Genomic DNA, 25,914 nt, shown 5'->3' with positions numbered 1-25,914 from the left:
TGCAAAACAAATTTTCAAATTCCAGTGATTAACAACGACCAAATCAAAGAAGTCAACGCAAGAATTCAAGATTTATACAAATATCTTCAAATCGAAAAAAAGAAAATCGAAATCAGCAATGATGACGAAAAAACTGCTGCGCCAGAATTTTGGGACAATCCAAAAGAAGCAGAAGTTTTTTTAAAACAACTTCGTTCCAAAAAAAAATGGGTTGAAGATTACGAAGATATTTTCACCGAATTTGAGGATTTGCAAGTCTTATTAGAATTTGCAAAAGAAGATCCTGAAAGCGAAAAAGAATTGGACGACAATTTCCCAAAATTGGTTGAAAAAATCGAAAACCTTGAATTTAAAAACATGCTTTCTAACGAAGGCGACGAACTCTCCGCAGTACTCCAAATTACATCTGGCGCAGGCGGCACAGAGAGTTGCGACTGGGCGAGCATGCTGATGCGCATGTACATCATGTGGGCAGAAAAGCAAGCTTACAAAGTCAAAGAACTCAACTTCCAGGAAGGCGACGTTGCGGGTATCAAAACAGTAACTTTAGAAATCGAAGGCGAATTTGCTTTTGGTTATCTGAAAGGTGAAAACGGCGTCCACAGATTGGTGAGAATTTCGCCATTCGACAGCAATGCCAAACGTCACACGAGTTTTGCTTCCGTCTATGTTTATCCTTTGGTGGACGACACTATAGAAATTAATATTAACCCAGCAGACATCAGTTTTGAAACCATGCGATCTTCTGGTGCTGGTGGTCAAAACGTTAACAAAGTAGAAACCGCAGTACGACTGCGCCATGCACCAACAGGAATTATTATAGAAAATTCCGAATCGCGCTCCCAGCTTCAGAACAAAGAAAAAGCCATGCAGCTTTTGAGATCGCGTCTTTATGAAATAGAACTCGAAGAAAAAATGCGCGCCCGAAACGAAATTGAAGCCAATAAAATGAAAATTGAATGGGGAAGTCAAATTCGAAATTATGTAATGCATCCATACAAATTAGTAAAAGATGTACGGTCTGGTTACGAAACTTCTGATGTAGAGTCGGTTATGAATGGAAATATTACAGGTTTTCTAAAATCCTTCCTTATGGCGGAAGGCCAAGCAGAAACTGACGAAAATCAGTTTTAAGAGCGATAAATTTTAACTAAAATTAACGCCCTTATTAATAGATAAAATTAATCATTTAAGTATATTTGTGCCACAAAAATTATTATGGAACACTTCGAAAGTTGGAAAGATTTATTAAACCCTGAGTTTTATATCAAAATGGGTGGATTTTGGCTAATATTATTCATCGTTTTTGCAGAAACAGGACTTTTCGTTGGGTTCTTTTTGCCAGGGGATTCTTTGCTTTTTGTATCAGGGATTTATGCCGTTGAAATTATTAAGGAAACTTTTGGCGGAACTGGCAACGATCTTCTGGACACGACCATCCTTGCAAGTTGTATTTCTTTAGCAGCTATTATCGGTAACGAAGTGGGATACTTTTTCGGTGTTAAAACTGGGCCTGCTTTGTACAAACGTCCAGACTCGATGCTTTTTAAGAAAAAATATCTTTACCAGGCACACGATTTCTTCGAAACACACGGAAGTCTTGCGGTGATTATGGCGAGATTCTTACCGGTGGTGAGAACCTTCACCCCTATCGTTGCAGGAATTGTAAAAATGGATAAAAAACGTTTTTTAATCGATAACATTATTGGTGCTGTACTTTGGTCATTTAGTTTGGTATTTGCCGGACATTATTTGGACAAATTTTTCAAAGACCAATTGGGAATAGATTTGAAGTCTCATCTAGAATGGATCATTATCATCATCGTTTTGATTACAACGCTTCCGGTGGTTATTAAGTTCTTTTTTGGTGGACCAGCAAAAGAACCAAAAGGTCCTACAGAATAATTTTTAATTAAAAATATCATCAAAAAGAATCTCGATCGGGATTCTTTTTTTGTTACAAAACTTTATTTTTCTATATTCGAAAAAAGAATACAAAACATCTCAATATGCAAACACTTGTTTCACAAGCTTCCGAAGTTGAAAAAGCGGAATTTTACAAAAAAACTTATGGACACGTCGCTTTGGCGATTTTAATTTTTATTGCCGTAGAAAGCTTTTTAATCAATATTGTTCCTGAACAATATATCGTAGCTATGGTTTCGGGAAAATTCTTATGGTTATTTATCTTGGGTGCTTTTTGGCTAGCATCTATGTTGGCTAACAAATGGACTTTGTCCCAAAGTCGTTCTACCCAATATTTAGGACTCGGTTTTTATATCGTCTTAGAAGCCCTTATTTTTCTTCCTTTAATCTATATCGCTGTCGCCTATACAGGACTCGAAGTAATCTATCAAGCTGCAGTATTGACTTTAGCATTATTTGTTGGATTAACCGCTTATGCTTTTTTTAGCAAAACCGATTTTTCTTTTCTAAGATCAATTATTGTCATCGGTGGATTTGTGGCTTTAGGATTAATCGTTGCGGGCGCAATTTTCGGTTTCAATTTAGGATTGTGGTTTTCTGTTGGAATGGTTTTAATTGCCTCTGCCAGCATTTTGTACGAAACCAGCAAACTAAAAGATGTCTATGCTACCAACCAATATGTTGGCGCATCCTTGCAACTATTCGCATCTATTATGTTACTGTTTTGGTATATTTTAAGAATTTTGATGAGTAGAAAGGATTAATCAAATCGCTATATAAAAAAGAAAAGGCTCGGATGTTAAAATCTGAGCCTTTTTGGATTTAGCATGGTTGGGAAAATCATAACTTCTTGCCCAAAATTTTTCATAACTCTTTCTTCTATATTAGGAAGCTCACTAAGTAAAAAATCGGATCGCAAATCACCATTAGCAAACACCAATAACAGATTGGTATTGCGCCCCTCATTAACCATGTCCGAATGGACTTCTGACAAAATATACTTGTCAACATCCATAAGATTTTCGATCATTGTATGTAGCTCATTCACACAATAATCATCCCATTCTGTAATTCTGTTTTCCGTGGTGTGAAAAGTAATACTTAAAATACTCATTTATTTGATTTTGATTAGATAATTAGTTGAATTCTGTAGGCAATATTAGGCAAAATTTTCGTATTTTAGCAGATGCGTTTGCTAATAAAGATTTTTAGCAAAAAAGTATTTAAAAACAAATTTTAATTAAAGAAAAATAGGGAATTTTCCCGATTAATTTTAAAGAATATAGATGAGATCAGAAGGAGAAAAGTTAATTCCTATCAACATTGTTGATGAAATGAAAACATCTTACATCGACTACTCGATGTCGGTAATTGTCTCGAGAGCTTTACCAGATGTAAGAGATGGACTAAAACCTGTACACAGAAGAGTCCTTTATGGGATGTATGGTTTGGGCGTTTTTTCCAATAGAAAATATTTGAAATCTGCCAGAATTGTTGGGGATGTTTTGGGTAAATATCACCCACATGGCGACAGATCTGTTTACGATGCGATGGTGCGTATGGCACAACCTTGGAGTCTTCGTTACGAACAGGTTGATGGGCAAGGTAACTTCGGATCGATGGATGGTGATCCGCCAGCAGCAATGCGTTACACAGAAGCAAGACTGAAAAAAATCTCTGACGAAATTCTTGCTGATCTTGATAAAGAAACGGTTGATTTCCAAAACAACTTCGACGACTCTTTGCAAGAACCAACAGTTTTACCAACCAAAATCCCTAATCTTTTGGTTAACGGAACATCTGGTATTGCCGTTGGTATGGCGACAAATATGGCTCCCCACAACTTAACAGAAAGTATTAATGCCATCTGCGCATACATCGATAATCGTGAAATTACAATTGATGAATTGATGAAGCATATTATTGCGCCTGACTTCCCAACTGGTGGTATTATCTACGGTTACGATGGTGTTAGAGATGCTTTCCATACAGGTCGTGGACGCATTATTTTGAGAGCTAAAGTTGGTTTTGAAGAAATCGGAAATCGTAATGCGATTATCGTTACCGAAGTTCCTTACCAAGTTAACAAGGCCGAAATGATTGCACGTACTGCTGAATTGGTTAAGGACGAAAAAATCCCTGGTATCTACGAGATCCGCGACGAGTCTGACAGAAATGGTCTACGCATTGTTTACGAACTTAAAAATGATGCTATTCCTAATGTCGTTCTCAACCTTCTTTACAAATACACAGCATTACAAACATCGTTCAGTGTTAACAATATTGCGTTAGTTAAAGGTCGTCCAGAGCAGCTTAATTTAAAATCGATCATACTTCACTTTGTAGATCACAGACACGAAGTGATTGTAAGACGTACTGAATACGAACTGAAAAAAGCACGTGAAAGAGCGCACATTTTAGAAGGTTTCATGAAGGTTATTGCAACCAAAGAAAGCCTAGATAAAGCCATCGCAATCATTCGTAACTCTGCCAATCCACAAGCTGCAAAAGAAGGATTAATCGAAGCTTTTGAACTAAGTGAAATCCAAGCACAAGCCATTCTTGATCTAAGACTTGCACGTCTTACAGGTATGGAATTGGACAAAATCCGTGATGAGTACGAACAAATCATGGCTTTGATCCACGACTTGGAAGATATCTTAACCAACGAGCCCAGAAGATACCAAATCATTAAAGACGAGCTACAAGAAGTTAAAGAAAAATATGGCGACGAAAGACGTTCAGAAATCGATTTCTCAGGTGGCGAAATGTCTATCGAAGATCTTATTCCAGACGAAAAAGTTGTATTAACAATTTCCCATGCTGGTTACATCAAAAGAACTTTACTTTCAGAATACAAAGTACAATCTAGAGGTGGCGTAGGTAACCGTGGCGCAACAACACGTGATGAAGACTTCCTAGAATACATCGTGTCAGCAACCAACCACGAGTATTTATTATTCTTTACAGAAAAAGGAAAATGTTTCTGGCTAAGAGTATTCGAAGTTCCAGAAGGTTCAAAAACAGCAAAAGGTAGAGCTATCCAAAACCTTATCAACATAGAGCCGGACGACAAAATCAAAGCTTATATCCGTACCAAGGATTTGAAAAACCAAGACTACACAAGCCAGATGAATGTTGTGATGATTACGAAAAACGGAACCATCAAGAAAACATCTTTGGAAGCTTACTCACGACCAAGAACCAATGGTGTTAACGCTATTGAAATCCGTGAAGACGATATGCTACTTGGTGCAAAATTGACTAATGGAAATTCTGAAATCATGATTGCAACAAAAGCTGGTAAATGTATCCGCTTCCCTGAAGAAAAAGTAAGAGCTGTAGGTAGAACATCTATTGGTGTTAGAGGTATCGATCTCGCTGATAAAGATGAAGTTATCGGGATGATTGTAGTTAACGACTTGGAGAATGACACCGTATTAGTAGTTTCAGAAAAAGGATATGGTAAGCGTACCGCAGTGGAAGATTACCGTATAACCAACCGTGGTGGAAAAGGTGTTATCACCCTTAACATCACTGAAAAAACTGGGGATCTTATTGCGATACAATCCGTAACAGACGAAGATGGATTAATGATTATTAACCGTTCTGGTGTTGCCATCCGTATGAATACTTCAGAACTTCGTGTTATGGGTAGAAATACACAAGGTGTAAGACTTATCAATCTTAAGTCTAATGATGAGATTGCGGCTATTGCAAAAGTCGAAATGGATAAAGATGTAGAAGACGAAGGAGAAATATCAGAACATGAAGAAGTAAAAGATAACTCAGAAAACCCGACTAATACAGAAAGCCTAGACAATATAGAAGATAACAATAACGAAGAATAAATTTTAATATAATCATATGAAAAAACTATTTTTAAGCTTAACAATTATAGCAGCCTCGCTGTCTTATGCTCAAAAAAAGGAAATTTCTAATGCTGTTAAAGCGGCAGATCAAGGTGATGCCAATACAACTGCCTCAGAAATTTCTAAAGCAGAAGCTATTTTTGGAGATAAAATTTATTTATTAGAACCGTCTTTACAAGAACAATACTATTATGCAAAAGGTTTAGGTCTTGTAAAATCTGGAAAAATTGCAGAAGGCGCACAAATTTTGTCAAAAATAAGTGATTTAGGAAAAGCAACAATCTACACAGGAAAAGACAATGACAAGAAGAAAGTCTATTTTGTAGGTAAAGAAGCAGCTGACAAATTTGGAGCTGGACTTTCTCTAAAAGAAGAAAAATACACACCTTCTTTGGCTAGCAAACTAGGAAATCAACTTAACGCTTCTTATCAATCTACCAACAAGCAAGCCTACGATTTATACCAAGCAAAAGATTTCGCTGGTGCTGCTAAGTTGTTCGAAGAAGCTTATTTTTTATCCAAAGCCGCTGGTGCTGAAAATCAAAATCTGTTGTATTCATCAGCTGTTGCCTATGCTCAAGGAAATAAAAAAGAGGAATCTTCTAAAATTTTTGATCAGTTAATTGCAATGAATTTTACTGGTGTAGAAACTATTTACACCGCAAAAAGCAAAAAGTCAAACACGATTGATAATTTAGATAAAACCACCTTCGATCTTTACAAAAAGATGGGAGCTACGAGCGATTATACAGACTTCAAAGAAGAGAGAACAGCAAGTAAAGAAGAAGAGATTTATGATATCCAATCGGCTTTATTAATGGAGTTAGAAAAATATAACGAAGCTATTGAAGTTACGCAAAAAGGATTAAAAAAATTCCCTAATAATGCTAAATTAGCAAATACGCTAGGACTCGCTTATTACAAAGCTGGCAAAACTGAAGAGTTCGTTACAAGTTTAAAATCTCAAATTAGTAAAAATCCTAACGATGCTATTGCTTATTACAATCTAGGGGTTATCTATAGCAAAGATCCAGCAAAACAAAAAGAAGCTGAAGAAGCTTTTAATAAAGCAATCAGCATAGATCCTACTAATAGAACAGCCTTTACCAATATGGTATATTTAATTATGGGAGATGACGAAAAAGCAATTAACTCTTACAACGAATTAAGAAAAGCCAAGAAAATCGATGAAGCTAATAAAGTAATGGAACAAAGACGTGCAAGATTTGCAAAGGCTATTCCATACGCGGAAAAAGCCTATGCATTAGACCCAAAAGATGCTGACATGGTTTCACTTCTCAAAGCCTTTTACAACGCAACGCAAAACACTGCGAAATTTAATGAGTTCAAAGCTAAAGAAGCAGAACTTAAAAAATAAAAAAAATTGGGAGCCTCGGCTTCCAATTTTAGTATAACAGAATATTTAAACTATCTTTGTAACTAAGATTATTAAAACTAAATAAATGAAATTTTTTATCGACACTGCCAACTTAGAGCAGATTAAAGAAGCTCAAGATTTGGGAATTTTGGATGGTGTTACAACCAATCCTTCGTTAATGGCAAAAGAAGGAATTGCTGGTAAAGAAGCTATCAACAAACATTATGTGGATATCTGCAACATTGTAGATGGTGATGTATCAGCTGAAGTACTTTCTACAACTTATGATGAAATGATCAAAGAAGGAGAAGAACTTGCGGCATTACACGAAAGAATCGTTGTTAAAATCCCAATGATAAAAGATGGTGTAAAAGCTTTAAAATACTTCTCTGATAAAGGTATAAAAACCAATTGTACATTAGTATTCTCAGCAGGTCAGGCTTTGTTAGCAGCTAAAGCTGGTGCAACTTATGTATCGCCTTTCTTAGGAAGATTAGACGATATTTCTGTAGATGGTATCGAGCTTATCCAAGATATTAGAACAATCTATGACAATTATCTTTTTGACACTCAAATTCTAGCAGCATCTATCAGAAACCCTATTCATATTATTAATTGTGCTAAAATAGGTGCTGATGTTATCACTTCGCCAATAGCTTCAATTCTTAATTTGTTAAAACATCCTTTAACAGATAGTGGACTTGCGCAATTTGTAGCAGACGCTAAAAAAATGGGATAATTAATCCTAACATTGATAAAAAAAGCCAAAGTTTTGAACTTTGGCTTTTTATTTATTAAAAACTTAACTCGATGTTATTATTATCTTTTTTAAGATCTTCTTTCATTTTGGCTTCGCGCTCTTTTATCCATTTTTTATTATCGCCTTCTGCACCCATCATAACAACAGCACCCATCGTCGCTTGTTTCAAACCTAGTGTTGGATCTTTTGCATAATCGGCTAACAACTTTTGATATTGTTTTAAACTAAGCGAAATTTCATTTCTTGGTTTTCGAACCGCACTAAATTCCTCAGAACTCAGATTCTTAATACCTTTTAATTCTAAAATATGAGATTGCGTTTGGTCTTCAATTTTAACAATAAGTCCTGGTAGTCCAGCAAACTTGTAAGGTCCATCCTGCAACGGAATTTCTGTCGCGAACCAAGCCTTCCAATGTCTTCCACCAAAATCCAAAGTCGCCTTTTGCGTTTGCCACTTCCCTATTTGATGTTTTTCGGGGAGAATGTTCCAATTCATTTTTCGATTCTCAAGAATTTTGTAAGCATCCATTCCAATTCGTGTATGTAATTCTGTTCGGAAATCTGGATAAGTTTTTGAAACCGAATAACGTTCTGCATCTACTCTCATATTTGGTTTGATGTTAATAACGCCCGTAGCTTTCAGCTGCATTTCCAGATTGGCCCGAACTAAAGAATCTGAATGAAAAGCGGTATAACTATAATAATTGGAAGCTTCTTTCGAGGTGTCGAGGTACATTATTTCGGTGCGCTGACTGGTTTTGTTCGTAGAATCTTTTATTAATTTGTATTCGTAAATGTAGCGTTGATTTTGAGAAAGTAAATTTAAACTCATCAAAAAACTAAAAGCTAAGAAAACTGATTTCATGTATTCTGTAAAATGGGTTAAAAAAAGCCCCATTTAAAATTAACTAATGAGGCTGATTATTGTAAATTTAATGTGATTATTTGGTTTCGATTTTTATTTCACCTTTGTCATTGTACTTGTTGACGTTCACACTTTTGATATCTTTTGGACTTATTTTGTCCATTTCAGATTTAGAAACTTCTTTACCATTTATAAAAAACTTCATATCTCCGGAAGTATAATTTCTAAAATCGCTGCCATTAATCTCAGATTTGCTATCATTTTTATTAATCGAAATACCGTTATTAAATCTCGGAATTGTCATGGCCTTAGCATTAGAAACAATCCAAGGACGATCAACAATCAAATTATTAGCACCAAGTTCTTTACGTTTTTCGTTGAGTTTTTTCTGAAGTTCTTTGACTTCTTTTTTCCGCTTTTCGTACTGACGTTTTTCTTTTGGCGTCATTTCTCTACCGAAAGCAACATCTCCAAAATTAATGTCTTTCAATTCAAAAGTTGGTAAGTCTTTTAATAATTTTTTAACTTCTTCATTATTAAATTTAAAATCATCAAAATTGATATCTTTCAATTCAAAAGCCTTTGCTAGATTAGCATCGTTAAAGAAATAAACATTGTTTCCGCTTTTTTTAGCTTCTTCAATTTTCTTTTTAAACTCCGAAGAATTGACGCGTTTTTCAATTTCTGAAGCACGTTTCTCCATAGCCGCCACTTTCTTTTTCCATTCTGGAGAGTTATATTTGGCTTCCATCTCAGCCGCACGTTTCTCCATAATTGCTACTTTCTTTTTCCATTCTGGAGAGTTGTATTTGGCTTCCATCTCCGCCGCATTTTTTTCTATTGCTGCCACTTTATTGATCCACTCTGCTGAGTTATAAAAATCATCGATTTGTTTTCCGTATTCGTCAGATTGCTTCAAAAGATTTTGATAACGCTCAGAATTAATAATATTATCCGCTTGCAGATTTAGAAAATCAATTTCTTTTTCTTTATCAACAAATTCTTGCGTATCGGTTTTTTTATTTTTAATCAATTCGTTAATCGCTTTATTTTTATCAGCAATTTTTTTATTGATATCCGCAATCATTTGATTATCCTTAGAAATCTGTTTTGTGGTTTCTCTCAATCCGTCATGGGCTTGGTTAACTTTGTCGGGCAAGATGTTGGTCTCCACTACAATGGCTGTATCTTTTTTAATTTGGTCAACAGCTTTATCAATTTGTAGATTGGTTGTTTTAATTTCGTTGTTTTTCGCATTTACGAGGTACGCGAAAGATAGCATAAACAGTAGCGGCAAAGCAAAAATCCTGCGCGCATAACTGTATTTGGTTTTACTTTTTGTAAGCATTTTTAATCTTTTTTTGAGGTTAGATGATAAAAATGGACTTGTAGCTGGAATTGTCGTTCCCGGGAAGTGACTTTCCAAAAGCATCTGCGCAAATGCTTTGGTGTCAGAACGTTTTACAGCTTTGTTGTCCGCTAAGTATTCGTGTATAAGATTGATTTCTCGGTTGATTATGTAGAACAAAGGGTTCATCCAAAATATAGATTTCGCAATTTGCATGAAGAGTTTGTCCCAAGTGTGTTTTTGTTCGATATGGACCATTTCGTGTTTTAAAATCTGTCGTCCAACAGCAGATTCCATTTGGATAGAATTTTTCCAAAATAGATTCCTAAAAAACGAAAATGGTGCTTCTTCCAAATTGGTTTGATAAAACTTAATGCCTTGCAATTCCTCATGAGGAAAAGATTTTTTGATATGATTAATTCTTAATAAACCTAAAAGAAGTTTTGCTAAAAATAGGATTGAAACCAATCCAACAATAGCATAAAAAATTTGATAAATATGGAAACCATGTTCTGTAGAAGTTGTTTGAGATTCTTGTAAATTTTGTATTAAAAACATTAATTTCGGGTTGATATCAATGGTAAAGTAAGACAACTTTAACAACGGCAAACTGAAACTAATAAAGACCGTCAACAAAAGATAAAAACGATTGTAATGATGAAAGGTTTTATCTTTCAGAAACCACAGATAATAAGCGTACATCACCGCAGAGCAGACCATCATCTTGATGAGATAAAGTAAGAAAGCGTCCATTAGTCCTTGTTTTTGAGTTCGTCTAACAGGTGTTCTAAATCTTCAACACTTATTTCGTTTTTTTCAACCAAAAAAGAAACCGCGTTTTTGTAAGAACCTTCAAAGTAGTTTTTCACCAGACTTTTGATGCTTCTGCCACTGTATTGTTCCTTGGTAATCACTGCAAAATATTCGTGTTGACGTCCGTGGGTTGTATAATCGACAAAACCTTTCTCCAACAAAATCTTCAAAATGGTAGACACCGTATTGGTATGCGGTTTTGGTTCTGGAAAAAGTTCCAAAATATCTTTTAAGAAACCTTTTTGGATGTGCCACAAATATTGCATTACTTGTTCTTCGGCTTTTGTTAATTTAGTCATAGTCAGTTCTTTTAAAAGTCAATCAATCTTATATCACTAATTTCTTAGTAATACAAATGTAAACTAATTTTTTATTCGTACAACTATTTTTATAGTTAAAGCTTGTTAATTTTTTTTAAACCCTATTTAGAAGGAAATACAAAAGCATACTGCGAACATCAATTATTTTATTAAAACTCTATAAATCAATAGTTTAAATCTTAATATTATTTAAACAAAAATGGATTAGAAATAAGAACAATATTTATTCCTGAATTAATAGATTTTGATCCAAAGCTTTCTGCAACAAAATATCAAAAGCCTCGCCCATTTCGTCGGACGCTTTTTTGATGGCATCTTCCAACATATGACGAACCTGATTTTCTTTAACATTGGCTTCTGTCCAGCTTTTCCCGGAAGTATGCGTGTTAAGTATAAAAGGCATAATACGATCTATCGAACAAGCAAAAATAGCATCTGGCGTCTGTTCTTCCTCGAACTCTATCCAAAGATTGTAAAACTCATCTGCTAAATGTTCTCCTAAAATGCCAAAAATCTTGCGTGCCGCAATTTTCTCACGTTCGAACTTGCCTTCCATGGCATTTTCATCAAACAAAAAAGTATCGCCAGCATAGATCTCCACAAGATCATGAATCGACAACATACGAATCACCCGTAGCAAATCGACATTTCCCTTGTCTTTCGCATAAGGATAAAGTATCTGCGCAAGAATCACGATTTGCCAGCTGTGTTCTGCCGTGTTTTCCCGCCGCGAGTCGTCAGCGTTATAATTTCTTCTGTTAACATTTTTGAGTGCGTCAACAGCTAGGATAAAATCGATTTCTTTTTGTAGTTTCATTTTTTTTATAATTCAGTTCCAACTTCAATTTCGTACGGCATTTTTCCTTGTTCAAAAATCCTTGTCAGATGTGTACCTTCTACTGTTATCTTGTCTCCTACACGACGAATCCAGTTGCCTTCGCGGAGTCCGACAACTTTCAAATCGTTTTGTGTTAAAAATTCGAGGATACGCGTTTCTCTGGTTTCACCATTGTGATGCAAATCTGGATTTGGATCCAAATAATGTGGATTGATGTTGAAAGGTACCAATCCCATACAGTCAAAACTCGATGGATAGACAATCGGCATATCGTTGGTTGTTCTCATATTAACACCGCCAATATTGCTTCCTGCGCTACAACCTAAATAAGGCTTTCCTGATTTTACATTTTGCATAAGAACGGACATGAGGTTGTTTTCATGTAAGTTTTTTACCAACAGAAAAGTATTTCCTCCTCCAGTAAAATAAGCTTGGGCGCTATTAATGGCTTCGATTTTGTCATTAACCTCGTGAAGTCCTTTTACTTTTTTACCAATCGTTTCAAAAAAAACAGCGGCCTTTGCAGTGTAATCTTCATGCGATATTCCACCTGGACGGGCAAATGGCACAAAAAGGATGTCGGTGACATCTTGATAAAGCTGTTCTAATTCTGATCTTAAATACTCTAAATATTCGTCTCCATACAAGGTTGACGTCGATGCTAATATAATGTTCATTTTTATTTTTTTCTAAAATGTAATTTCTTGTTTCTAATTTCTTGTTTCTAATTTCTTGTTCCTTGTTCCTAATTCCTAAGCACAAATTTCGGGAATATGATTCAATTACATCAGGAATATTTCACTTTTCGCATAAGGGATGGAAGCGGCATCCTTTTTTGGAACGAGGTGGCGGAGCGAAGCGGAGCCGACCGAGTGACAAAAAAGATACAGCGGACAGCCCGACCGAGTGAGGAACTGGAGGCGCGGCGTAGCAAGCGCCGGAAGTTACCGAGCGAGGATATGCCCAAAAAAATAAAAGCTTCGAAAATGTTTCGAAGCTTTTATTGCTATAGTTTAAATTCTAATTTCACATTGAAGAATCGTCCTGTCAATCGAACCGGAACTGGATAATATCCCGTACTATTAACATCGTTAATCCATTGATTAGCAACTGTATTATTAATATTAAAGGCATTGAAAATCTGAACACCCAACGTCAACTCGCGGAAGTTAGACCAAAATCCGCCAACCACTTTATTGTCTTTTTGATCTATAAATACTTTTGTCAAACCGATGTCAACACGCTTATAAGCAGGTAAAGTTCTTTGATAATTATAGGCTGCCAAATAGTCTGGTTGTCCATTATCATCAAACATTACTGGAGTCCCAGAAGGTAATCCGCTAGCATACGTCAATGTCAAGTTAACCCGCATACTCGGGAATTTTGGCATATAATCTTGATAGAATAATGAAAATCTGAAACGCTGATCTGTTGGTCTTGGAATGTAACCTTTGTTATCAATATTTTCGTAAACTCTGGCATAACTTGCGGAAATCCACGAGTCAACCCCTGGCACAAACTCACCGAACAATCGCGTATCTAGACCATAAGCATAACCTTCCGCATTGTTTTTACCAGAATAACGAATTCTTACATTATCTAAATAATAAGGAATCAAATTATCAAATTTCTTATAATAAGCTTCTGTTGTCAATTTGAATGGTTTTGAATCGCGGTTGCTTCCCAAACGGAATTCGTAGTCGTTGCTTAAAATAATTTGGTAAGAACGTTGTGCTTTGATGTCTGAGTTAAAATCTCCATTAAGGTCTTTGATCTCTTTATAGAAAGGCGCTTGGTAATATACACCTCCGGTTAACTTAAACAACATGTCCATATCCCAATTCGGTTTTATAGCAAACTGTGCTCTTGGACTAATCAAGGTTTCTTTATTAAAACTCCAGTTTTGCATTCTCACTCCAGCATTGACAAATACTTTGTTGTCGCCCCAATTAAATTTTTGAGAATATTGTGCATAAGCCGAAACTCTCGTCGCATCGATATTATTAGCGCCTGCGATAAGGTATTTTAGTTTTAATGAAGATGCATCCAGACTTCCTGGAAGTACAAAATCTCTCGGCACATTATAACCTAACGAGTCCACCAATTGCCATTCGTTGGTATTGTCTTGTAATTTTTCTTTTTCGAATTTAACGCCAACTTCAAAATCGGTATTCACATTTGGGGAAAAACGTGCTTTCGCCTGCGCGCCCATTGTACGAACTCTCAGATCATTTCTGGCATGATCGATTTGTCCTCCCGCATCGTAAGTTGCCACTGGATCACCAGTTTCTGGATCGAATGCTTGCAACATATATCCCGAAGCAATGCTGTAATATTCGCGCTCACGGTTTTGATAAGCAAAAGCATCAATCCCAATATTCCATTTTTTTGTAGGTTTATAGTTAAGGCTCAAAGTTCCCATCATATTTTTATACTGGTCATCTTCTTTACCGTTGTAACCCACCGTCAAACGAATTGGTTGTAATAATGATCCAAAATCAACATCTTTTTGTTTTGGAATCATCTCGTAATCGTTTTTAGAAAAATATCCTAAAAATGATAATTTTAGTTTGTCATTAAAATCATAATTGATGTAAGACTGTATGTCCATATATTGAGGATTGAAGTCTGTATCTTCATTTAGCGTATTCAATACCAAATTGGTATTTCTATAACGTCCACTTACCAATGCAGAAAACTTTTTATCCTTGCTTGCACCACCAACGGTCAAACGTCCACCAATAAGCGATGCTTCTCCAGAAACCTCGAATTCTTTCGGTTGTCTGTAATAGATATTAAGCACAGACGACATCTTATCACCATAGCGCGCTTCAAAACCTCCGGCAGAAACATTAAGAGATCCCACCATATCAGGATTGATGATACTCATCCCTTCTTGCATAGAATTACGAATCAAGAAAGGTCTGTAGATTTCGACATCATTGATGTAGATTAGGTTTTCATCGTAGTTACCACCACGCACCATATATTGCGAACTGAGCTCTGTATTGGAGTTGAATTGGGGTAAAGTTTTAATCAATCCTTCGACACCTCCAGAAAGCGAAGCTACAATTTGAGCTTCACGAGGCGAAATTTCTATCGAGCTAAGATCATTAGATTTTGGTTTAACTCTTTTTTGAAACACCACTTCTTTGATCTCATTAACCTTATTAACAGGCAAAAACAAAATATTTAAATTCTGCGTTTTTGGAGAAGTCGGGATACTTTTAGTAAAAGATTTGAAATCTTCTTTCTCAACAGAAAGGCTTGTAACCTGGTCTGCTAAAGGAATTTTAATAAAACCCTTGGTATCGGTTTGGTATTCTTGATTGTTATAAGTGACTTTTGCTTGCCCAACTGCGTTACCATCTTCGTCCAAAACTTTTAAATTAATTTGAGAGAAAACAGCCAAAGGCGTCATCAAAAGAAATAAGGAAATATAATTTTTCAATGCTTCGTTTTTTTGGTCGTTAAATATACGATTAATGTTGAGTATTTAAAATCTAAAAACGTGTAATAGCATAAAAAGATTGTCTGGTAAAATAATTTTTATAAATCTTCTCGTCATAAAATATCATGTATGCTTTTTTGAATGGAATTAATAATGCTAAACTATATTATCTAAACAAAAAAGTCGGAAGATTATTCCCCGACTTTGACTTACAAAAAGTCTATTTTATTAAAACTAAATTTCTTTAAAATTAATATTCAAACAAAACACTTCCCCAAGTAAATCCACTTCCGAAAGCTGACATACATACCAAATCGCCGCGTTTCATTCGATCTTCTTGGATAGCCTCGCTTAGAGCAATTGGGATAGAAGCCGCCGTTGTATTTCCGTATTTTTGAATATTAATAAACACCTTTTCGTCTGGTAATTTTAACAATTGCTGAACATATTGCGCAATACGAATATTAGCTTGATGTGGAATTAATAAATCCAAATCGTCTAATGTTTTTCCAGCTTTGTTAAGTGCTTCTAGGATACTTTCTGGGAACCTTGTCACCGCATGTTTGAAAACGAAATTCCCATTCATCACAGGATAAAGATCTTCCGCAGTAATAGCGTCTGGTTCTGTTAACAATCTATCCGACCAGCCAAATTTGGATCCTGGGAATTTAACAGCCAATTCTTCCGCATATTTCCCTTCCGAGTGCATGTTAACAGCCAAAATACCTTGAGCATTCTCATCTTCTGTGGCCGATAAAACCACCGCGCCAGCGCCATCTCCAAAGATAACCGAAACGCCACGACCACGATCTGAAAAATCCAAACCAAATGAGTGAATTTCTGCGCCTACAACCAAAATATTTTTGTATGTTCCTGAAGCGATCAAGGCATTGGCAACACTCATTGCATAGACAAAACCCGAACATTGGTTTCTGACATCCAGTGCGCCAATATTATCGCAACCTAACATTTCTTGCAACAACACACCATTTCCTGGAAAAAAATAGTCTGGAGATAAAGTTGCAAAAATAATATAATCGATATCTTTTGCTGTAAGATTAGCATTTTTAATAGCAATTTCTGAGGCTTTACAACCTAAAAAAGCGGTTGTTTCTTCGCTGTCATTTCTATTCTTACGGTGACGTCTTTCTTTAATACCTGTTCTTTCGGTAATCCACTCATCATTGGTTGCCATTAACTTTGACAAATCATCGTTGGTTACTATATTTTCAGGAACGTAATGTCCTACACCTATAATTTTACTTTTAAACATATTTTAAGTTTACAAATAGTTATGCAAAAATAATATTTTATTTATTACATAATAACTTATTTATAATTTAATACCAATATTTACATTTTATAAAATTTTAAAAATAATTTAAACCAACAACACACACATCATACAATATAACCAACATTTAATTAAATAAATGATAATTACTATCCTTTACATAAAAACACCAATTTTTACAAAAAATATTTAGCTTTGCGCTATGGCAATTGAAAGTATTTTAAAAAACGAATTTTGTGAATGGCTCGATGTTGAAATGGCAACCGAAGAAGATTTAGCTTTTCTGCACAATCGTTATCACATCAACAATCTCCTTTTAGAAGATACTATAGACCCGAATCACCTTCCTAAATATGAAGAAGTTGATGAAGTAAAATTCTTCTTGATGCGCGAAAACACCGACCTTGAGCGCCAAAGCCTGAACTCGATAAGTGATGTAAGTACCAAGCTAAGTCTTTTTGTATTACCGAATCTCATCATCAGCGTGCATCGTATGAAAAGCAAAAGCATCCGCGAAGTGGTCGAAGAAATTGAGAAAAAACCCGAATTAAAAAATACAATAAAACCCGATAAACTCTCACTAAAACTTGCCCTGCAAGTCATGAAAACCTACGATGACGAAAGCCAACATCTGCTGGAAGTTCTGGACAATATGGAAAACGAAATTTTTCTTAAAAACTCCAACCAAACCAATCAAATTCGTCGTCTTTACAAACTAAAACGCAAATCGGGACTTAACACAAGAATCTTAAATATTTCGTCGGAATGGATTAACAAATTTCATACTTTGGAATTGGAAGATGTGGAAGTTATGGACCTTGTGGACAAGCAGAAAGATGCAATAGCAGATTTTGACCACCTCAACGCGCAAACTACCAACTTGATATCGATGTTTTTGGCATTGTCTGATCAAAAAGCCAATCAGGTGATGAAACTTCTTGCCATGTTTTCGGTTTATTTTTTGCCACTAACTTTCATTGCAGGATTGTACGGAATGAACTTTGAAAACATGCCAGAACTCAAGAATCCTTACGGTTATTTTGCAACTTTGAGCGTGATGGCTTTTATTGTTATTGTAACATTTATTTATTTCAGAAGAAAAAAATGGTAAACCAGTTGATTTACCATTTTAATTATAATAATTGAATTTGCAATCGCATTATTTCACTTTCTTCAAATCCAAATCGCCAAAGTCAAAACTAAAATCGGTAACATCAGAAATCGGTTTCATCGTTGCGGAAGTCGCTTTTGCATTTTCATCAAAATTTAACACAAAAAATGCGTCTGCATCGTAACTTCTGTCGTCCCATTTGACCACAAACGTATTATTATTGTAAGACAACAAGTCGCCTTTCAAACGCGGAGAAGATTTGCAATACAATCGGTATTTTTTGCCTTCTTGTTTTATTTCAACATCGCCAAACCACGCATCTCTATAGGCTCCTACAAACTGTTCTGGTTTGAGAATATTTGATTTTTCAGCAACTTTAACTTGATTATACACCTCTTTCTTTTGTTTGTTAAAACGTTCTTCAGCTTTTGTCATTCTTTCAGAATAAGTTTTGAGCCAATTACGATCCTCAATACCGAGATAGCTATCTTTAATAGCATTGGTTACCGTAGAAAATGCGGCGCCAGATTGTTGATTGGTCAACACCACAACACCGAGTTTTAATTCTGGAATTAAAGTAAATAAAGTTACCGTCCCAATAAGTCCACCACTGTGCTGAACTTGTAATTTGCCTTTAACATCCGTCAAGAACCAACCCAATCCATAACCATAAAATTTGGAATCATAAGGATTTTTGGGTGCCACTTTATCTGAAATTTGCAAAGACCAAAGCTCATGTGCATTTTTCTGAGAAACCAAACGTTTTCCGTTTTTCATAACAAAATTATTCAACAGACAATCTGCCCACGTCGTCATATCTGTAATGTTACTCATGATACCGCCAGCTGCGTTGGCTGTTTCGTTCCAGTCATGCGGAACCGCAATAGCTTTTCCGTCAACTGGTGCGTGTGCATCAATGATGTTTGATGAAGATTTTGCACGATTATAAGATCCAAAACTAGAGGTCATTCCCACTGGTTTTAGAATTTTTTGCTCTATAAAATCCGCCCAAGAAAGTCCACTAATTCTTGTAATAACTTCTCCAGCGACAATGAACATAATGTTGTTATATTCAAGTTTTGTGCGGAAAGAATGATCTGGTTTCAAATACCGAACATTGTGCACAATATCTTTGATTGTTTGTGTTCCGCCTTCTGGAAAAAACATCAAATCGCCTTGTCCTAGACCAAGACCAGCGCGATGGGTAATAAGATCACGAATCGTAATTTCTTGCGAAACATAAGGATCATACATCTGGAATTCTGGGATAAATTTGGAAACTTTGTCGTCCCAATTCAATTTACCTTCATCAGCTAAAATAGCCAATGCTGTTGCCGTAAAACCTTTAGAATTGGAAGCAATCCCCACCAAAGTGTTGCTATCCATAGGAAGATTATTCTTCAGCGATCGTACACCGAATCCTTTAGAATAAACCACTTGACCATCTTTTACAATGCCGACAGACATTCCTGGAACATCGAAAGTTGTGATGGTGTTTTTGATAAGTTCGTCTAGCTTGGCTTCTGGCAATTGCGCCCAAAAAGAAGACGTTGCCAAAACGAACATTAGCATAAATCTTTTCTTCATACTTAATAAATTATGAAGTCAAAGATATTGAATAAAAGCTGTAAAATAGAGACTTTCTCTTTCGAAAATACCGAATTGCTAAAGCTTAATTGGTTCTAAAGCTTTTGGAAGATAAGAATTGGGGAAGATTTGGCGCGCTTCGTTAGTCATTACTGTAAGATCATCATAACGATTTGAAAAATGCCCCATAATCAACTTACTGACTTCTGCTTTTTTCGCAATTGTAGCTGCTTCTAGGGCTGTTGTGTGGCCTGTATAATCTGCCATTTCTTTCAGTTCGTGAAGAAATGTTGATTCATGATACAAGACATCAACATGTTTTATAAGAGGAATAATATCTTCTTTATATCTTGTATCACTACAAAAGGCGTAAGAAACCGAAGCTTTGGGATCAGTTGTTAATTCTTGATTTGGAATTACACTTCCATCCTCGCAAACGAAATCTTTTCCATTTCTAAGATTTTGATAATCACAAATTTCGATTTCCGAATATTGCGAAATAGCATGCATATTAAGATGGCGTTCTTTTGGTTTTTCCTTAAACAAATAACCATTGCAATAAATACGATGGTCCAAAGGAATTGTAAAAACTTCTACTCTTTTGTCTTCATAGATTTTTTCGGAAACTTTTTTGTCCAATTCATGATAAATAAGCTCGAATCCACGGTAGGTTTCTGTGATTGTAAAAATCGTTTCCAACATTTTCTTGATACCTTTCGGCCCGTAGATGTGCAAAGGATTAGTTCTTCCCAAAAGTCTGAAAGAAGCGATTAATCCAGGTAATCCAAAACAATGATCGCCATGAAGATGCGATATAAAAATATGATTAAGTTTTGAAAATCGAGCTTTAGCTTTCCGTAATTGCACTTGCGTCCCTTCGCCACAATCAATGAGAAACATACGTTCTTCCATCTCCAAAAGTTGTGCTGTTGGTGAAGAATTAATCGTCGGAATTGCGGAATTAAATCCTAATATGGTAAGATAAGTGCTCACAAATTTTAATTACAAAGGATGAACAGAAAGGTAGTCCAAAAATTTTTTAAGCGCTTCGCTTCTGTGGCTAATTTTATTTTTTTCTTCTGTCAGCATTTCAGCAAAAGTGGTATTATGATCGTCTGGCATAAATATCGGATCATAACCAAAACCGCCACCACCAAAGGCTTCTTTTGTCAAATTACCATACACGCGTCCTTCGAAATAATGTTCGCCAGTTTCGTCCATCAAACACAAAACAGTTATAAAATAAGCACGTCGATTGGTCTCTTCTTTCATTTCTTCCAAAACTTTTTTGATGTTTTTTTGAAAGTCATGATCGCCTGCATAACGCGCCGAATAAATTCCGGGGCGACCATCTAATGCTTCAACCACCAATCCACTATCATCACCAAGGCTTGGTTTTCCAGTTTTTTCAAAACAGTATTTTGCTTTAATCAGTGCGTTTTCAGCGAAAGTGTTTCCGTCTTCAATAATTTCTTCATTAAGATTATAATCGGTAAGACTTAATACAAAATAATCTGATCCTAATATTTGTTGAATTTCTTCTTTTTTGTGAAGATTATGGGTAGCTACCAATATTTCCATCGCGCATAAATTATCCTTCAAAGATACTAGCTTTTCTTTTAAAATAAACATTTAGAGCCAACATAAAAACATTAAAAATCCCTGCACCAATCATAAAACTATAAATCGGATCAATAGAGAGAATGTTTTGTGATGTTTCTGCGCCATACTTCATCATTAGCAAAGCTGAAATAAGATTATTAAAAGCATGCAAAAGTATTGGCAACAATAACGACTGCGTTTTTTCATAGATTAATCCCAAGACAAGTCCCAACAAAAAAGCCCCAACAAACTGCCATGGATAGACATGAAAAGCACCAAAAACAAAGGACGAAATCAGGATTGCAACTCGGGGATTAATCCCATTTTTTACAATAGATTTTTGAATAACACCACGGAATAATACTTCTTCTAATATGGGTGCTAAAATAACCGTTAACAAAATCATCGTGACATTATCCATTGCCAACGACGACATTTGCATTACAAAACTTTTGTACAATTCTCCAAAAACAGGACCTGTTGTTGGCACAAAAGTCACCAAATATTCTGCCATCAACATCATCCCAAACATACATGGGAATGCCAACAAGTACACTAAAAAAGAATTCTTTTTAAAATCAAATTGTAGTTTTAGCTTGTGAGGTTTTAGAATAAATAAATAATAAAACAAAACTGGGAAAGCCATGCTGACAATATAACCAACAATCATAAATACTGGCGATGCCGCATAGTCGATATGTAAAAAATATAGACAAGCTACGCCCAAAAGAGCGATTAACATTTGTCCAGTCAAAAGTCCTAAAAACAAAATGACGGCGGCAAAAAAATTAAATGGCAGTATTGTAGATTTCATCGTTATTTCAATTCTTTAAAATAATAAAGATTTTCGTTCGGGAACAATTCGGGGTGGAAAATATTGATATAATCTTTCAAAACCAAATCGGCGCGCACATTTCCACTTTGGAAATAATCGTTTGCCAATCCATGTTCGCGATTGTTTATCATGTATAATTTTCCGTTTTGGAACACCTTCATTTTAGCATAATTTGCGTTGATATTTAACATTGCTTTTTTACTTTGGTAAGACCCAATATTAACCCAATATTTTGCTTGTTCTGCTTTTTTGAAAACCTCTTCAAAACTGAACGGAATTGCATTGACTTCCTGATTATCCGACAAAATATAACTAGCATTGGCATCTTTAAAATAAATAGCTGCAGATGATTTTCCGCCAGGCAAAAACCATTGATTGCCGTAGATTTCGTTACACAAAACAACGGGTTGTTCCGTCGCTTGTTGCGCTAGATTTCGCAGTTGATGATAATCGTCCTCTATCTTTTTATAACGTATTTCCGCTTCTTTTTTAACATTAAATAACTCTCCAAAAAGCAATAAATATTTACTCTTACTTAATGGAGACGTTTCCAAATATTCGTCTAGGAAAATAACTTCGATGTTTGATTGTCTCAAGATATCATAAGTATTTCCGAAACTCGGAACGTAGTTGGTAAAAACCGCGTCGGGCTGCAAAGCAATTATTTTCTCAAGATCATATTTTTGTTCATTTCCTACATTTGCTATTTTACCCGTTTCAACTTTATTTCTGATACTATCATCAAAAATATACTCGGGACTAGAGATTCCAATGATTTTATCAACCAGATTTAACTCCGAAAAATAACCCAAAAGCGAAGAATTGAGAAGAACCACTTTTTTTAAACCTAATTTTTCTGTGTCGATGCGATTTTCGAATTTTCCAGTTTTAATAACCAAATCTGAAACTTCATAGCGATAACCCAATCTGTCTGAAATAGTTATGAAATCATCCAGTTGTTTTTCATTTTTTTTCTGGCAAGAGATAAGAAATAAAAAACAAAATAAATTTAAAAAAGTTGCTTTCATATTTCAAAGTAAAGAAAATATTGCTATATTTGCAAACCGAAATACAAGGCCTCGTGGCGCAACTGAATAGCGCATCTGATTACGGCTCAGAAGGTTACAGGTTTGAATCCTGTCGAGGTCACAAGACCGACATTTGTAGATTTTACTCTCTTATGTCGGTTTTTTTTATTTCCTAACCCATTGTTATACTGATAAATACATTGAGCAACTATGTTCATTTTAGGTGTTTGAAAACTTTTTCCGTCAAATTCGACTTTTTGAGGAAATATCAAACACCCTATCGTCCTTTTTGTTTGCAAATCGCCCTGCTGATAGAGGTTTACAAGATTTTCCATTGAATCTAATGCATTTTCTATTTTTGTCTTGATGTCAAGTTCTTTGCTTTCTGCAACAATATGCTGAAGTTCCAATTCCAACTGTTCAATTTGGGTTTTTGTGAGATTTTTTATCTCTTTATAGTCATCCTCATCCAATTTATCAATTAGATATTTATCTCTTGCATTGGCAACTTTTTCATTAAGCAAATTAATCTCTTTTGAAATAGATTTTCTTTTCGAATCAATATCAAAAGTGAATTGTTTATAATTGTCTAAAAGTATTTCTTTCATCAAGTCTTTGATGATTGGATTGTACTCTAATTTTGAGATTTCTGTTTCAAAAAGTTCATTCAATTTATCAGAGTCAAATCTAAAACCACACTTGTAATGACAATGATAGTAGTAATACGTTTTTGATTTCCCTTTAGCACCACTTGCAGTAAGGTTCTTGCCACATCTTGGACACGTAAGAAGACCTCGAAGCGGAAACCTCTCATTACCTAAAACCCTCCCTCCAGGACCTTCTACTTTCCTTTTCTTGTCCATTATCTGCTGAACTTGATAAAAAAGTTTTTCACTTACAAGTGCTTCATGTTTCCCATCAGTATAGTAAGCCTCTTCTCGCTTATAGTCCTCTATATATATTTTACCGCAATAAACAGGGTTTCTCATAGCTTTCGCAAATGCACTCCGTGACATTGATAAACCATCTCTTTTATTCATTTGCAGTCTCACGTGGTCAGCTGGAGTATGTCCTTTTGAAATCTCATTAAATGCCCAGACGATATTTGATGCCTCTGGTTCTTTTATAGCAATGTATTTTTTACCATCTTCTTGACTTCTATTTATATAACCGTAAGGAGCGATTCCCATTAATCGACCCTCTTTTTTTGCTCTTCGCATTCCGTGGAAAGTATTCAAAGCTCTTCGGTCATTTTCTACCTCAGGAGTCGAAAGATAGATTGCCAGCATGAGTTTATTTTCAGGAACCGACATATCCAAAGGCTGTTCAATAGCCTGAGGAACTATATGATTTTTTTGCAGTAAACTTATCATTTGATAAGCATCCCCAGTGTTACGACTGAAGCGATCCCATTTAGTAAATAAAACTAAACTGCTTTTATGACTTTTTCTCTTAATCTCAGTGAGATATTTTTTCCATTCAGGACGTTCAAAACTTTTAGCTGAATGATCTTCATAGATAACCCTATTAATAGCTATATCGTGGTTAGCACAATATTTTCTTAATCTTTCATTCTGATCTCTTTGTGAATAACCTTTTTCAGCCTGTTCATCGGTTGACACCCTTATATACAAATCTGCAATAATCATAATTGTATTGATTTCGTTAAAATTTAGTTTAGGAAGCATCAAAGAAATTGTGATGCTATAGAAATTCATCATTCCGATATACAGCTAAGATACAAATTATCAATCAGATGTAAAAAATTCTTTGAGCGTAAGTTTTACGATAGTATATAAAAATTCCATAATTTCTTCTGCCTCATCTCTATTTATTTCATAACCAGCCTTATTAAGCAACTGCAAAGCTTTTTCCGGTGGAATTTTCTTTAACTGTATTGTTGGAATGTATGTATCGATTTTAACTTTTTGGATGTTTTGTTCCTTTGATATTTCTCTCTTCATGACAATCTTATTGAGAATTGTATCTCAATAATTGTAATTTAGAAAAGCAGCTATATCACTTTATTTTTACTTCTTTGTAAGTCATGAATTGGCTTTATTTTTCTAACATTTTTAAATTATAATATTTTTTAAAAGTAAGAGTTCACCAAAATTTATAAAAGAACAGAAAGTAAATTCTACAAATATTTATTGAGATAATATTGTAATAAATATTTTCCATAATAAACCGGTAAAAAGGCAGCTAAGGTATATAGTTCATCCAATTCTTAATGCCAGCCAAAAGACTACGGCATAAACGGTTTCCTCCCTAAAGGTACCCTCCAATTATTCCGTTTCCTCTTGGCTTTTCCTATTGCCCTATAAGATTATCTGCTTTCTTTTTTCCGGTTTTTCTTTTGAAAAATATTAAGCGAAGCCTTGCGAGGCTTTTAGAGAAAGGGCGGAGAAGAGATTGTGAACAAAGCAAAATGTACAATCTTAAAAAAGCAATGTTATGAACATTATCGGAAGACTGACAAGAGATGCGGAGGTCCGTACACTGTCAAACAAAAAGCAAGTAGTAAATTTTTCAGTTGCTACCAATGACAATTATCGCAATAAACAAGGCGAACGAATTGAGCAAACAACATACTTTGATTGCTCTTACTGGATTTCTCCAAAAGTAGCTGAGATTTTCACTAAAGGGGTATTAGTAGAATTAAGCGGAAGAGCTTACACAAGTGCATGGATTGGAAAAGATGGGGAAGCACACGCAGGATTAAATTTCCATACCTCACAAATCAAATTTCATGGAGGAGTAAATAAGTCAGATGCTACTAAAACGGCTTCTAAAAACAGTCCTAAATCAGCAAAGACTAAAGCTCAAAAATCAACGTCAGACAAAAATGAAAAGGATGACAATTTACCATTCTAAAAATATTCT

At 35.2% G+C, this 25,914-nt stretch carries 23 protein-coding genes and 1 tRNA gene; 9 read left to right on the top strand and 15 right to left on the bottom strand.

The window, feature by feature from the left end:
* Window positions 1–24 precede the first annotated feature (24 nt).
* The 3 genes from prfB to G6R40_RS00380 all read left to right on the top strand — a co-directional run bounded on the left by prfB (window position 25) and on the right by G6R40_RS00380 (window position 2,690).
* Window positions 25–1,134 (top strand): peptide chain release factor 2, encoded by a 1,110-nt coding sequence (prfB, locus tag G6R40_RS00390; RefSeq protein ID WP_165130488.1) that lies wholly within the window; start codon window positions 25–27, stop codon window positions 1,132–1,134.
* Between the two features lie 84 nt (window positions 1,135–1,218).
* Window positions 1,219–1,905, top strand: a complete 687-nt coding sequence (locus G6R40_RS00385) for a DedA family protein (RefSeq protein WP_165130486.1) — start codon at window positions 1,219–1,221, stop codon at window positions 1,903–1,905.
* 104 nt (window positions 1,906–2,009) lie between these two features.
* Window positions 2,010–2,690 (top strand): Bax inhibitor-1 family protein, encoded by a 681-nt coding sequence (locus tag G6R40_RS00380; RefSeq protein WP_165130484.1) that lies wholly within the window; start codon window positions 2,010–2,012, stop codon window positions 2,688–2,690.
* Between the two features lie 35 nt (window positions 2,691–2,725).
* On the opposite strand, the gene G6R40_RS00375 is transcribed toward G6R40_RS00380, so the two are convergent.
* Window positions 2,726–3,040, bottom strand: coding sequence for a DUF4286 family protein (locus tag G6R40_RS00375; RefSeq protein ID WP_165130482.1), 315 nt, complete (start codon window positions 3,038–3,040; stop codon window positions 2,726–2,728).
* Window positions 3,041–3,212: 172 nt separating this feature from the next.
* Between G6R40_RS00375 and gyrA the strand changes: the two genes are divergently transcribed.
* The 3 genes from gyrA to fsa all read left to right on the top strand — a co-directional run bounded on the left by gyrA (window position 3,213) and on the right by fsa (window position 7,915).
* On the top strand, window positions 3,213–5,777 hold the full coding sequence (gene gyrA, locus G6R40_RS00370; RefSeq protein ID WP_165130480.1) for a DNA gyrase subunit A: 2,565 nt from the start codon (window positions 3,213–3,215) through the stop codon (window positions 5,775–5,777).
* A gap of 16 nt (window positions 5,778–5,793) precedes the next feature.
* Window positions 5,794–7,176, top strand: a complete 1,383-nt coding sequence (locus tag G6R40_RS00365) for a tetratricopeptide repeat protein (RefSeq protein WP_165130478.1) — start codon at window positions 5,794–5,796, stop codon at window positions 7,174–7,176.
* Window positions 7,177–7,261: 85 nt separating this feature from the next.
* Complete coding sequence (gene fsa / locus G6R40_RS00360; protein ID WP_165130476.1) at window positions 7,262–7,915, top strand: fructose-6-phosphate aldolase; 654 nt, start codon at window positions 7,262–7,264, stop codon at window positions 7,913–7,915.
* Between the two features lie 55 nt (window positions 7,916–7,970).
* On the opposite strand, the gene G6R40_RS00355 is transcribed toward fsa, so the two are convergent.
* The 7 genes from G6R40_RS00355 to G6R40_RS00325 all read right to left on the bottom strand — a co-directional run bounded on the left by G6R40_RS00355 (window position 7,971) and on the right by G6R40_RS00325 (window position 16,844).
* Window positions 7,971–8,801, bottom strand: a complete 831-nt coding sequence (locus G6R40_RS00355; protein WP_165130474.1) for a GLPGLI family protein — start codon at window positions 8,799–8,801, stop codon at window positions 7,971–7,973.
* Window positions 8,802–8,877: 76 nt separating this feature from the next.
* Window positions 8,878–10,902 carry a M56 family metallopeptidase gene (locus G6R40_RS00350; protein ID WP_165130472.1) on the bottom strand — a complete coding sequence of 675 codons (2,025 nt, stop codon included), beginning with the start codon at window positions 10,900–10,902 and terminating at the stop codon, window positions 8,878–8,880.
* Complete coding sequence (locus G6R40_RS00345; protein WP_165130470.1) at window positions 10,902–11,261, bottom strand: BlaI/MecI/CopY family transcriptional regulator; 360 nt, start codon at window positions 11,259–11,261, stop codon at window positions 10,902–10,904. The genes G6R40_RS00350 and G6R40_RS00345 overlap by 1 nt, the downstream gene beginning before the upstream one ends.
* Window positions 11,262–11,505: 244 nt before the next feature.
* Window positions 11,506–12,099 (bottom strand): HD domain-containing protein, encoded by a 594-nt coding sequence (locus tag G6R40_RS00340; RefSeq protein WP_165130468.1) that lies wholly within the window; start codon window positions 12,097–12,099, stop codon window positions 11,506–11,508.
* A 5-nt stretch (window positions 12,100–12,104) separates the two neighbouring features.
* Window positions 12,105–12,797 carry a dipeptidase PepE gene (gene pepE, locus G6R40_RS00335; RefSeq protein ID WP_165130466.1) on the bottom strand — a complete coding sequence of 231 codons (693 nt, stop codon included), beginning with the start codon at window positions 12,795–12,797 and terminating at the stop codon, window positions 12,105–12,107.
* A 329-nt stretch (window positions 12,798–13,126) separates the two neighbouring features.
* The gene (locus G6R40_RS00330; protein ID WP_165137425.1) at window positions 13,127–15,541 is read right to left on the bottom strand and encodes a TonB-dependent receptor plug domain-containing protein; all 2,415 of its coding nucleotides are present in this window, start codon (window positions 15,539–15,541) and stop codon (window positions 13,127–13,129) included.
* Between the two features lie 280 nt (window positions 15,542–15,821).
* A complete protein-coding gene (locus tag G6R40_RS00325; protein WP_165130464.1) occupies window positions 15,822–16,844 on the bottom strand; it encodes a 3-oxoacyl-ACP synthase III family protein in 1,023 nt (340 codons plus the stop codon).
* Between the two features lie 223 nt (window positions 16,845–17,067).
* Between G6R40_RS00325 and G6R40_RS00320 the strand changes: the two genes are divergently transcribed.
* Window positions 17,068–17,976 carry a CorA family divalent cation transporter gene (locus G6R40_RS00320; RefSeq protein ID WP_165130462.1) on the top strand — a complete coding sequence of 303 codons (909 nt, stop codon included), beginning with the start codon at window positions 17,068–17,070 and terminating at the stop codon, window positions 17,974–17,976.
* Between the two features lie 48 nt (window positions 17,977–18,024).
* Here the strand turns inward: G6R40_RS00320 and G6R40_RS00315 are convergent, their stop codons facing one another.
* From G6R40_RS00315 to G6R40_RS00295, 5 genes are all read right to left on the bottom strand, one after another.
* Window positions 18,025–19,563 (bottom strand): serine hydrolase, encoded by a 1,539-nt coding sequence (locus tag G6R40_RS00315; protein WP_165130460.1) that lies wholly within the window; start codon window positions 19,561–19,563, stop codon window positions 18,025–18,027.
* A gap of 78 nt (window positions 19,564–19,641) precedes the next feature.
* Window positions 19,642–20,556, bottom strand: coding sequence for a ribonuclease Z (locus G6R40_RS00310; RefSeq protein ID WP_165130458.1), 915 nt, complete (start codon window positions 20,554–20,556; stop codon window positions 19,642–19,644).
* Window positions 20,557–20,565: 9 nt separating this feature from the next.
* Complete coding sequence (gene rdgB / locus G6R40_RS00305; RefSeq protein ID WP_165137422.1) at window positions 20,566–21,144, bottom strand: RdgB/HAM1 family non-canonical purine NTP pyrophosphatase; 579 nt, start codon at window positions 21,142–21,144, stop codon at window positions 20,566–20,568.
* A 10-nt stretch (window positions 21,145–21,154) separates the two neighbouring features.
* Window positions 21,155–21,979 (bottom strand): CPBP family intramembrane glutamic endopeptidase, encoded by an 825-nt coding sequence (locus tag G6R40_RS00300; RefSeq protein WP_165130456.1) that lies wholly within the window; start codon window positions 21,977–21,979, stop codon window positions 21,155–21,157.
* 2 nt (window positions 21,980–21,981) lie between these two features.
* Window positions 21,982–23,028, bottom strand: coding sequence for an ABC transporter substrate-binding protein (locus tag G6R40_RS00295; protein ID WP_165130454.1), 1,047 nt, complete (start codon window positions 23,026–23,028; stop codon window positions 21,982–21,984).
* 47 nt (window positions 23,029–23,075) lie between these two features.
* Here G6R40_RS00295 and G6R40_RS00290 point away from each other — a divergent pair.
* Window positions 23,076–23,149: transfer RNA gene (locus G6R40_RS00290), tRNA-Arg, on the top strand.
* Here the strand turns inward: G6R40_RS00290 and G6R40_RS00285 are convergent.
* Window positions 23,115–24,677, bottom strand: a complete 1,563-nt coding sequence (locus G6R40_RS00285; RefSeq protein ID WP_165130452.1) for a recombinase family protein — start codon at window positions 24,675–24,677, stop codon at window positions 23,115–23,117. The two genes, G6R40_RS00290 and G6R40_RS00285, sit on opposite strands and share 35 nt — an antisense overlap.
* A gap of 99 nt (window positions 24,678–24,776) precedes the next feature.
* The gene (locus tag G6R40_RS00280; protein WP_165130450.1) at window positions 24,777–24,992 is read right to left on the bottom strand and encodes a hypothetical protein; all 216 of its coding nucleotides are present in this window, start codon (window positions 24,990–24,992) and stop codon (window positions 24,777–24,779) included.
* Window positions 24,993–25,485: 493 nt separating this feature from the next.
* On the opposite strand from G6R40_RS00280, the gene G6R40_RS00275 reads away from it, so the two are divergent.
* Window positions 25,486–25,905, top strand: a complete 420-nt coding sequence (locus G6R40_RS00275) for a single-stranded DNA-binding protein (RefSeq protein WP_165130448.1) — start codon at window positions 25,486–25,488, stop codon at window positions 25,903–25,905.
* Window positions 25,906–25,914: the final 9 nt, after the last annotated feature.

Origin of the sequence: Chryseobacterium sp. POL2 (assembly GCF_011058315.1) — a bacterium.
Classification (GTDB): domain Bacteria; phylum Bacteroidota; class Bacteroidia; order Flavobacteriales; family Weeksellaceae; genus Soonwooa.
Note: the sequence above shows the minus strand (reverse complement) of the source record. Positions and strands in the feature narration are given on the sequence as shown.

What these genes read in the sequence shown, in the direction of transcription:
- G6R40_RS00320 (WP_165130462.1), top strand. Translation starts at nt 17,068, where the DNA reads ATGGCAATTGAAAGTATTTTAAAAAACGAATTTTGTGAATGGCTCGAT.
- G6R40_RS00280 (WP_165130450.1), bottom strand. Translation starts at nt 24,992, where the DNA reads ATGAAGAGAGAAATATCAAAGGAACAAAACATCCAAAAAGTTAAAATC.
- G6R40_RS00350 (WP_165130472.1), bottom strand. Translation starts at nt 10,902, where the DNA reads ATGGACGCTTTCTTACTTTATCTCATCAAGATGATGGTCTGCTCTGCG.
- gyrA (WP_165130480.1), top strand. Translation starts at nt 3,213, where the DNA reads ATGAGATCAGAAGGAGAAAAGTTAATTCCTATCAACATTGTTGATGAA.
- G6R40_RS00365 (WP_165130478.1), top strand. Translation starts at nt 5,794, where the DNA reads ATGAAAAAACTATTTTTAAGCTTAACAATTATAGCAGCCTCGCTGTCT.
- G6R40_RS00285 (WP_165130452.1), bottom strand. Translation starts at nt 24,677, where the DNA reads ATGATTATTGCAGATTTGTATATAAGGGTGTCAACCGATGAACAGGCT.
- G6R40_RS00325 (WP_165130464.1), bottom strand. Translation starts at nt 16,844, where the DNA reads ATGTTTAAAAGTAAAATTATAGGTGTAGGACATTACGTTCCTGAAAAT.
- rdgB (WP_165137422.1), bottom strand. Translation starts at nt 21,144, where the DNA reads ATGGAAATATTGGTAGCTACCCATAATCTTCACAAAAAAGAAGAAATT.
- G6R40_RS00315 (WP_165130460.1), bottom strand. Translation starts at nt 19,563, where the DNA reads ATGAAGAAAAGATTTATGCTAATGTTCGTTTTGGCAACGTCTTCTTTT.
- G6R40_RS00385 (WP_165130486.1), top strand. Translation starts at nt 1,219, where the DNA reads ATGGAACACTTCGAAAGTTGGAAAGATTTATTAAACCCTGAGTTTTAT.
- G6R40_RS00355 (WP_165130474.1), bottom strand. Translation starts at nt 8,801, where the DNA reads ATGAAATCAGTTTTCTTAGCTTTTAGTTTTTTGATGAGTTTAAATTTA.
- fsa (WP_165130476.1), top strand. Translation starts at nt 7,262, where the DNA reads ATGAAATTTTTTATCGACACTGCCAACTTAGAGCAGATTAAAGAAGCT.
- G6R40_RS00380 (WP_165130484.1), top strand. Translation starts at nt 2,010, where the DNA reads ATGCAAACACTTGTTTCACAAGCTTCCGAAGTTGAAAAAGCGGAATTT.
- G6R40_RS00340 (WP_165130468.1), bottom strand. Translation starts at nt 12,099, where the DNA reads ATGAAACTACAAAAAGAAATCGATTTTATCCTAGCTGTTGACGCACTC.
- G6R40_RS00330 (WP_165137425.1), bottom strand. Translation starts at nt 15,541, where the DNA reads ATGACGCCTTTGGCTGTTTTCTCTCAAATTAATTTAAAAGTTTTGGAC.
- G6R40_RS00295 (WP_165130454.1), bottom strand. Translation starts at nt 23,028, where the DNA reads ATGAAAGCAACTTTTTTAAATTTATTTTGTTTTTTATTTCTTATCTCT.
- G6R40_RS00300 (WP_165130456.1), bottom strand. Translation starts at nt 21,979, where the DNA reads ATGAAATCTACAATACTGCCATTTAATTTTTTTGCCGCCGTCATTTTG.
- G6R40_RS00275 (WP_165130448.1), top strand. Translation starts at nt 25,486, where the DNA reads ATGAACATTATCGGAAGACTGACAAGAGATGCGGAGGTCCGTACACTG.
- pepE (WP_165130466.1), bottom strand. Translation starts at nt 12,797, where the DNA reads ATGAACATTATATTAGCATCGACGTCAACCTTGTATGGAGACGAATAT.
- G6R40_RS00375 (WP_165130482.1), bottom strand. Translation starts at nt 3,040, where the DNA reads ATGAGTATTTTAAGTATTACTTTTCACACCACGGAAAACAGAATTACA.
- G6R40_RS00345 (WP_165130470.1), bottom strand. Translation starts at nt 11,261, where the DNA reads ATGACTAAATTAACAAAAGCCGAAGAACAAGTAATGCAATATTTGTGG.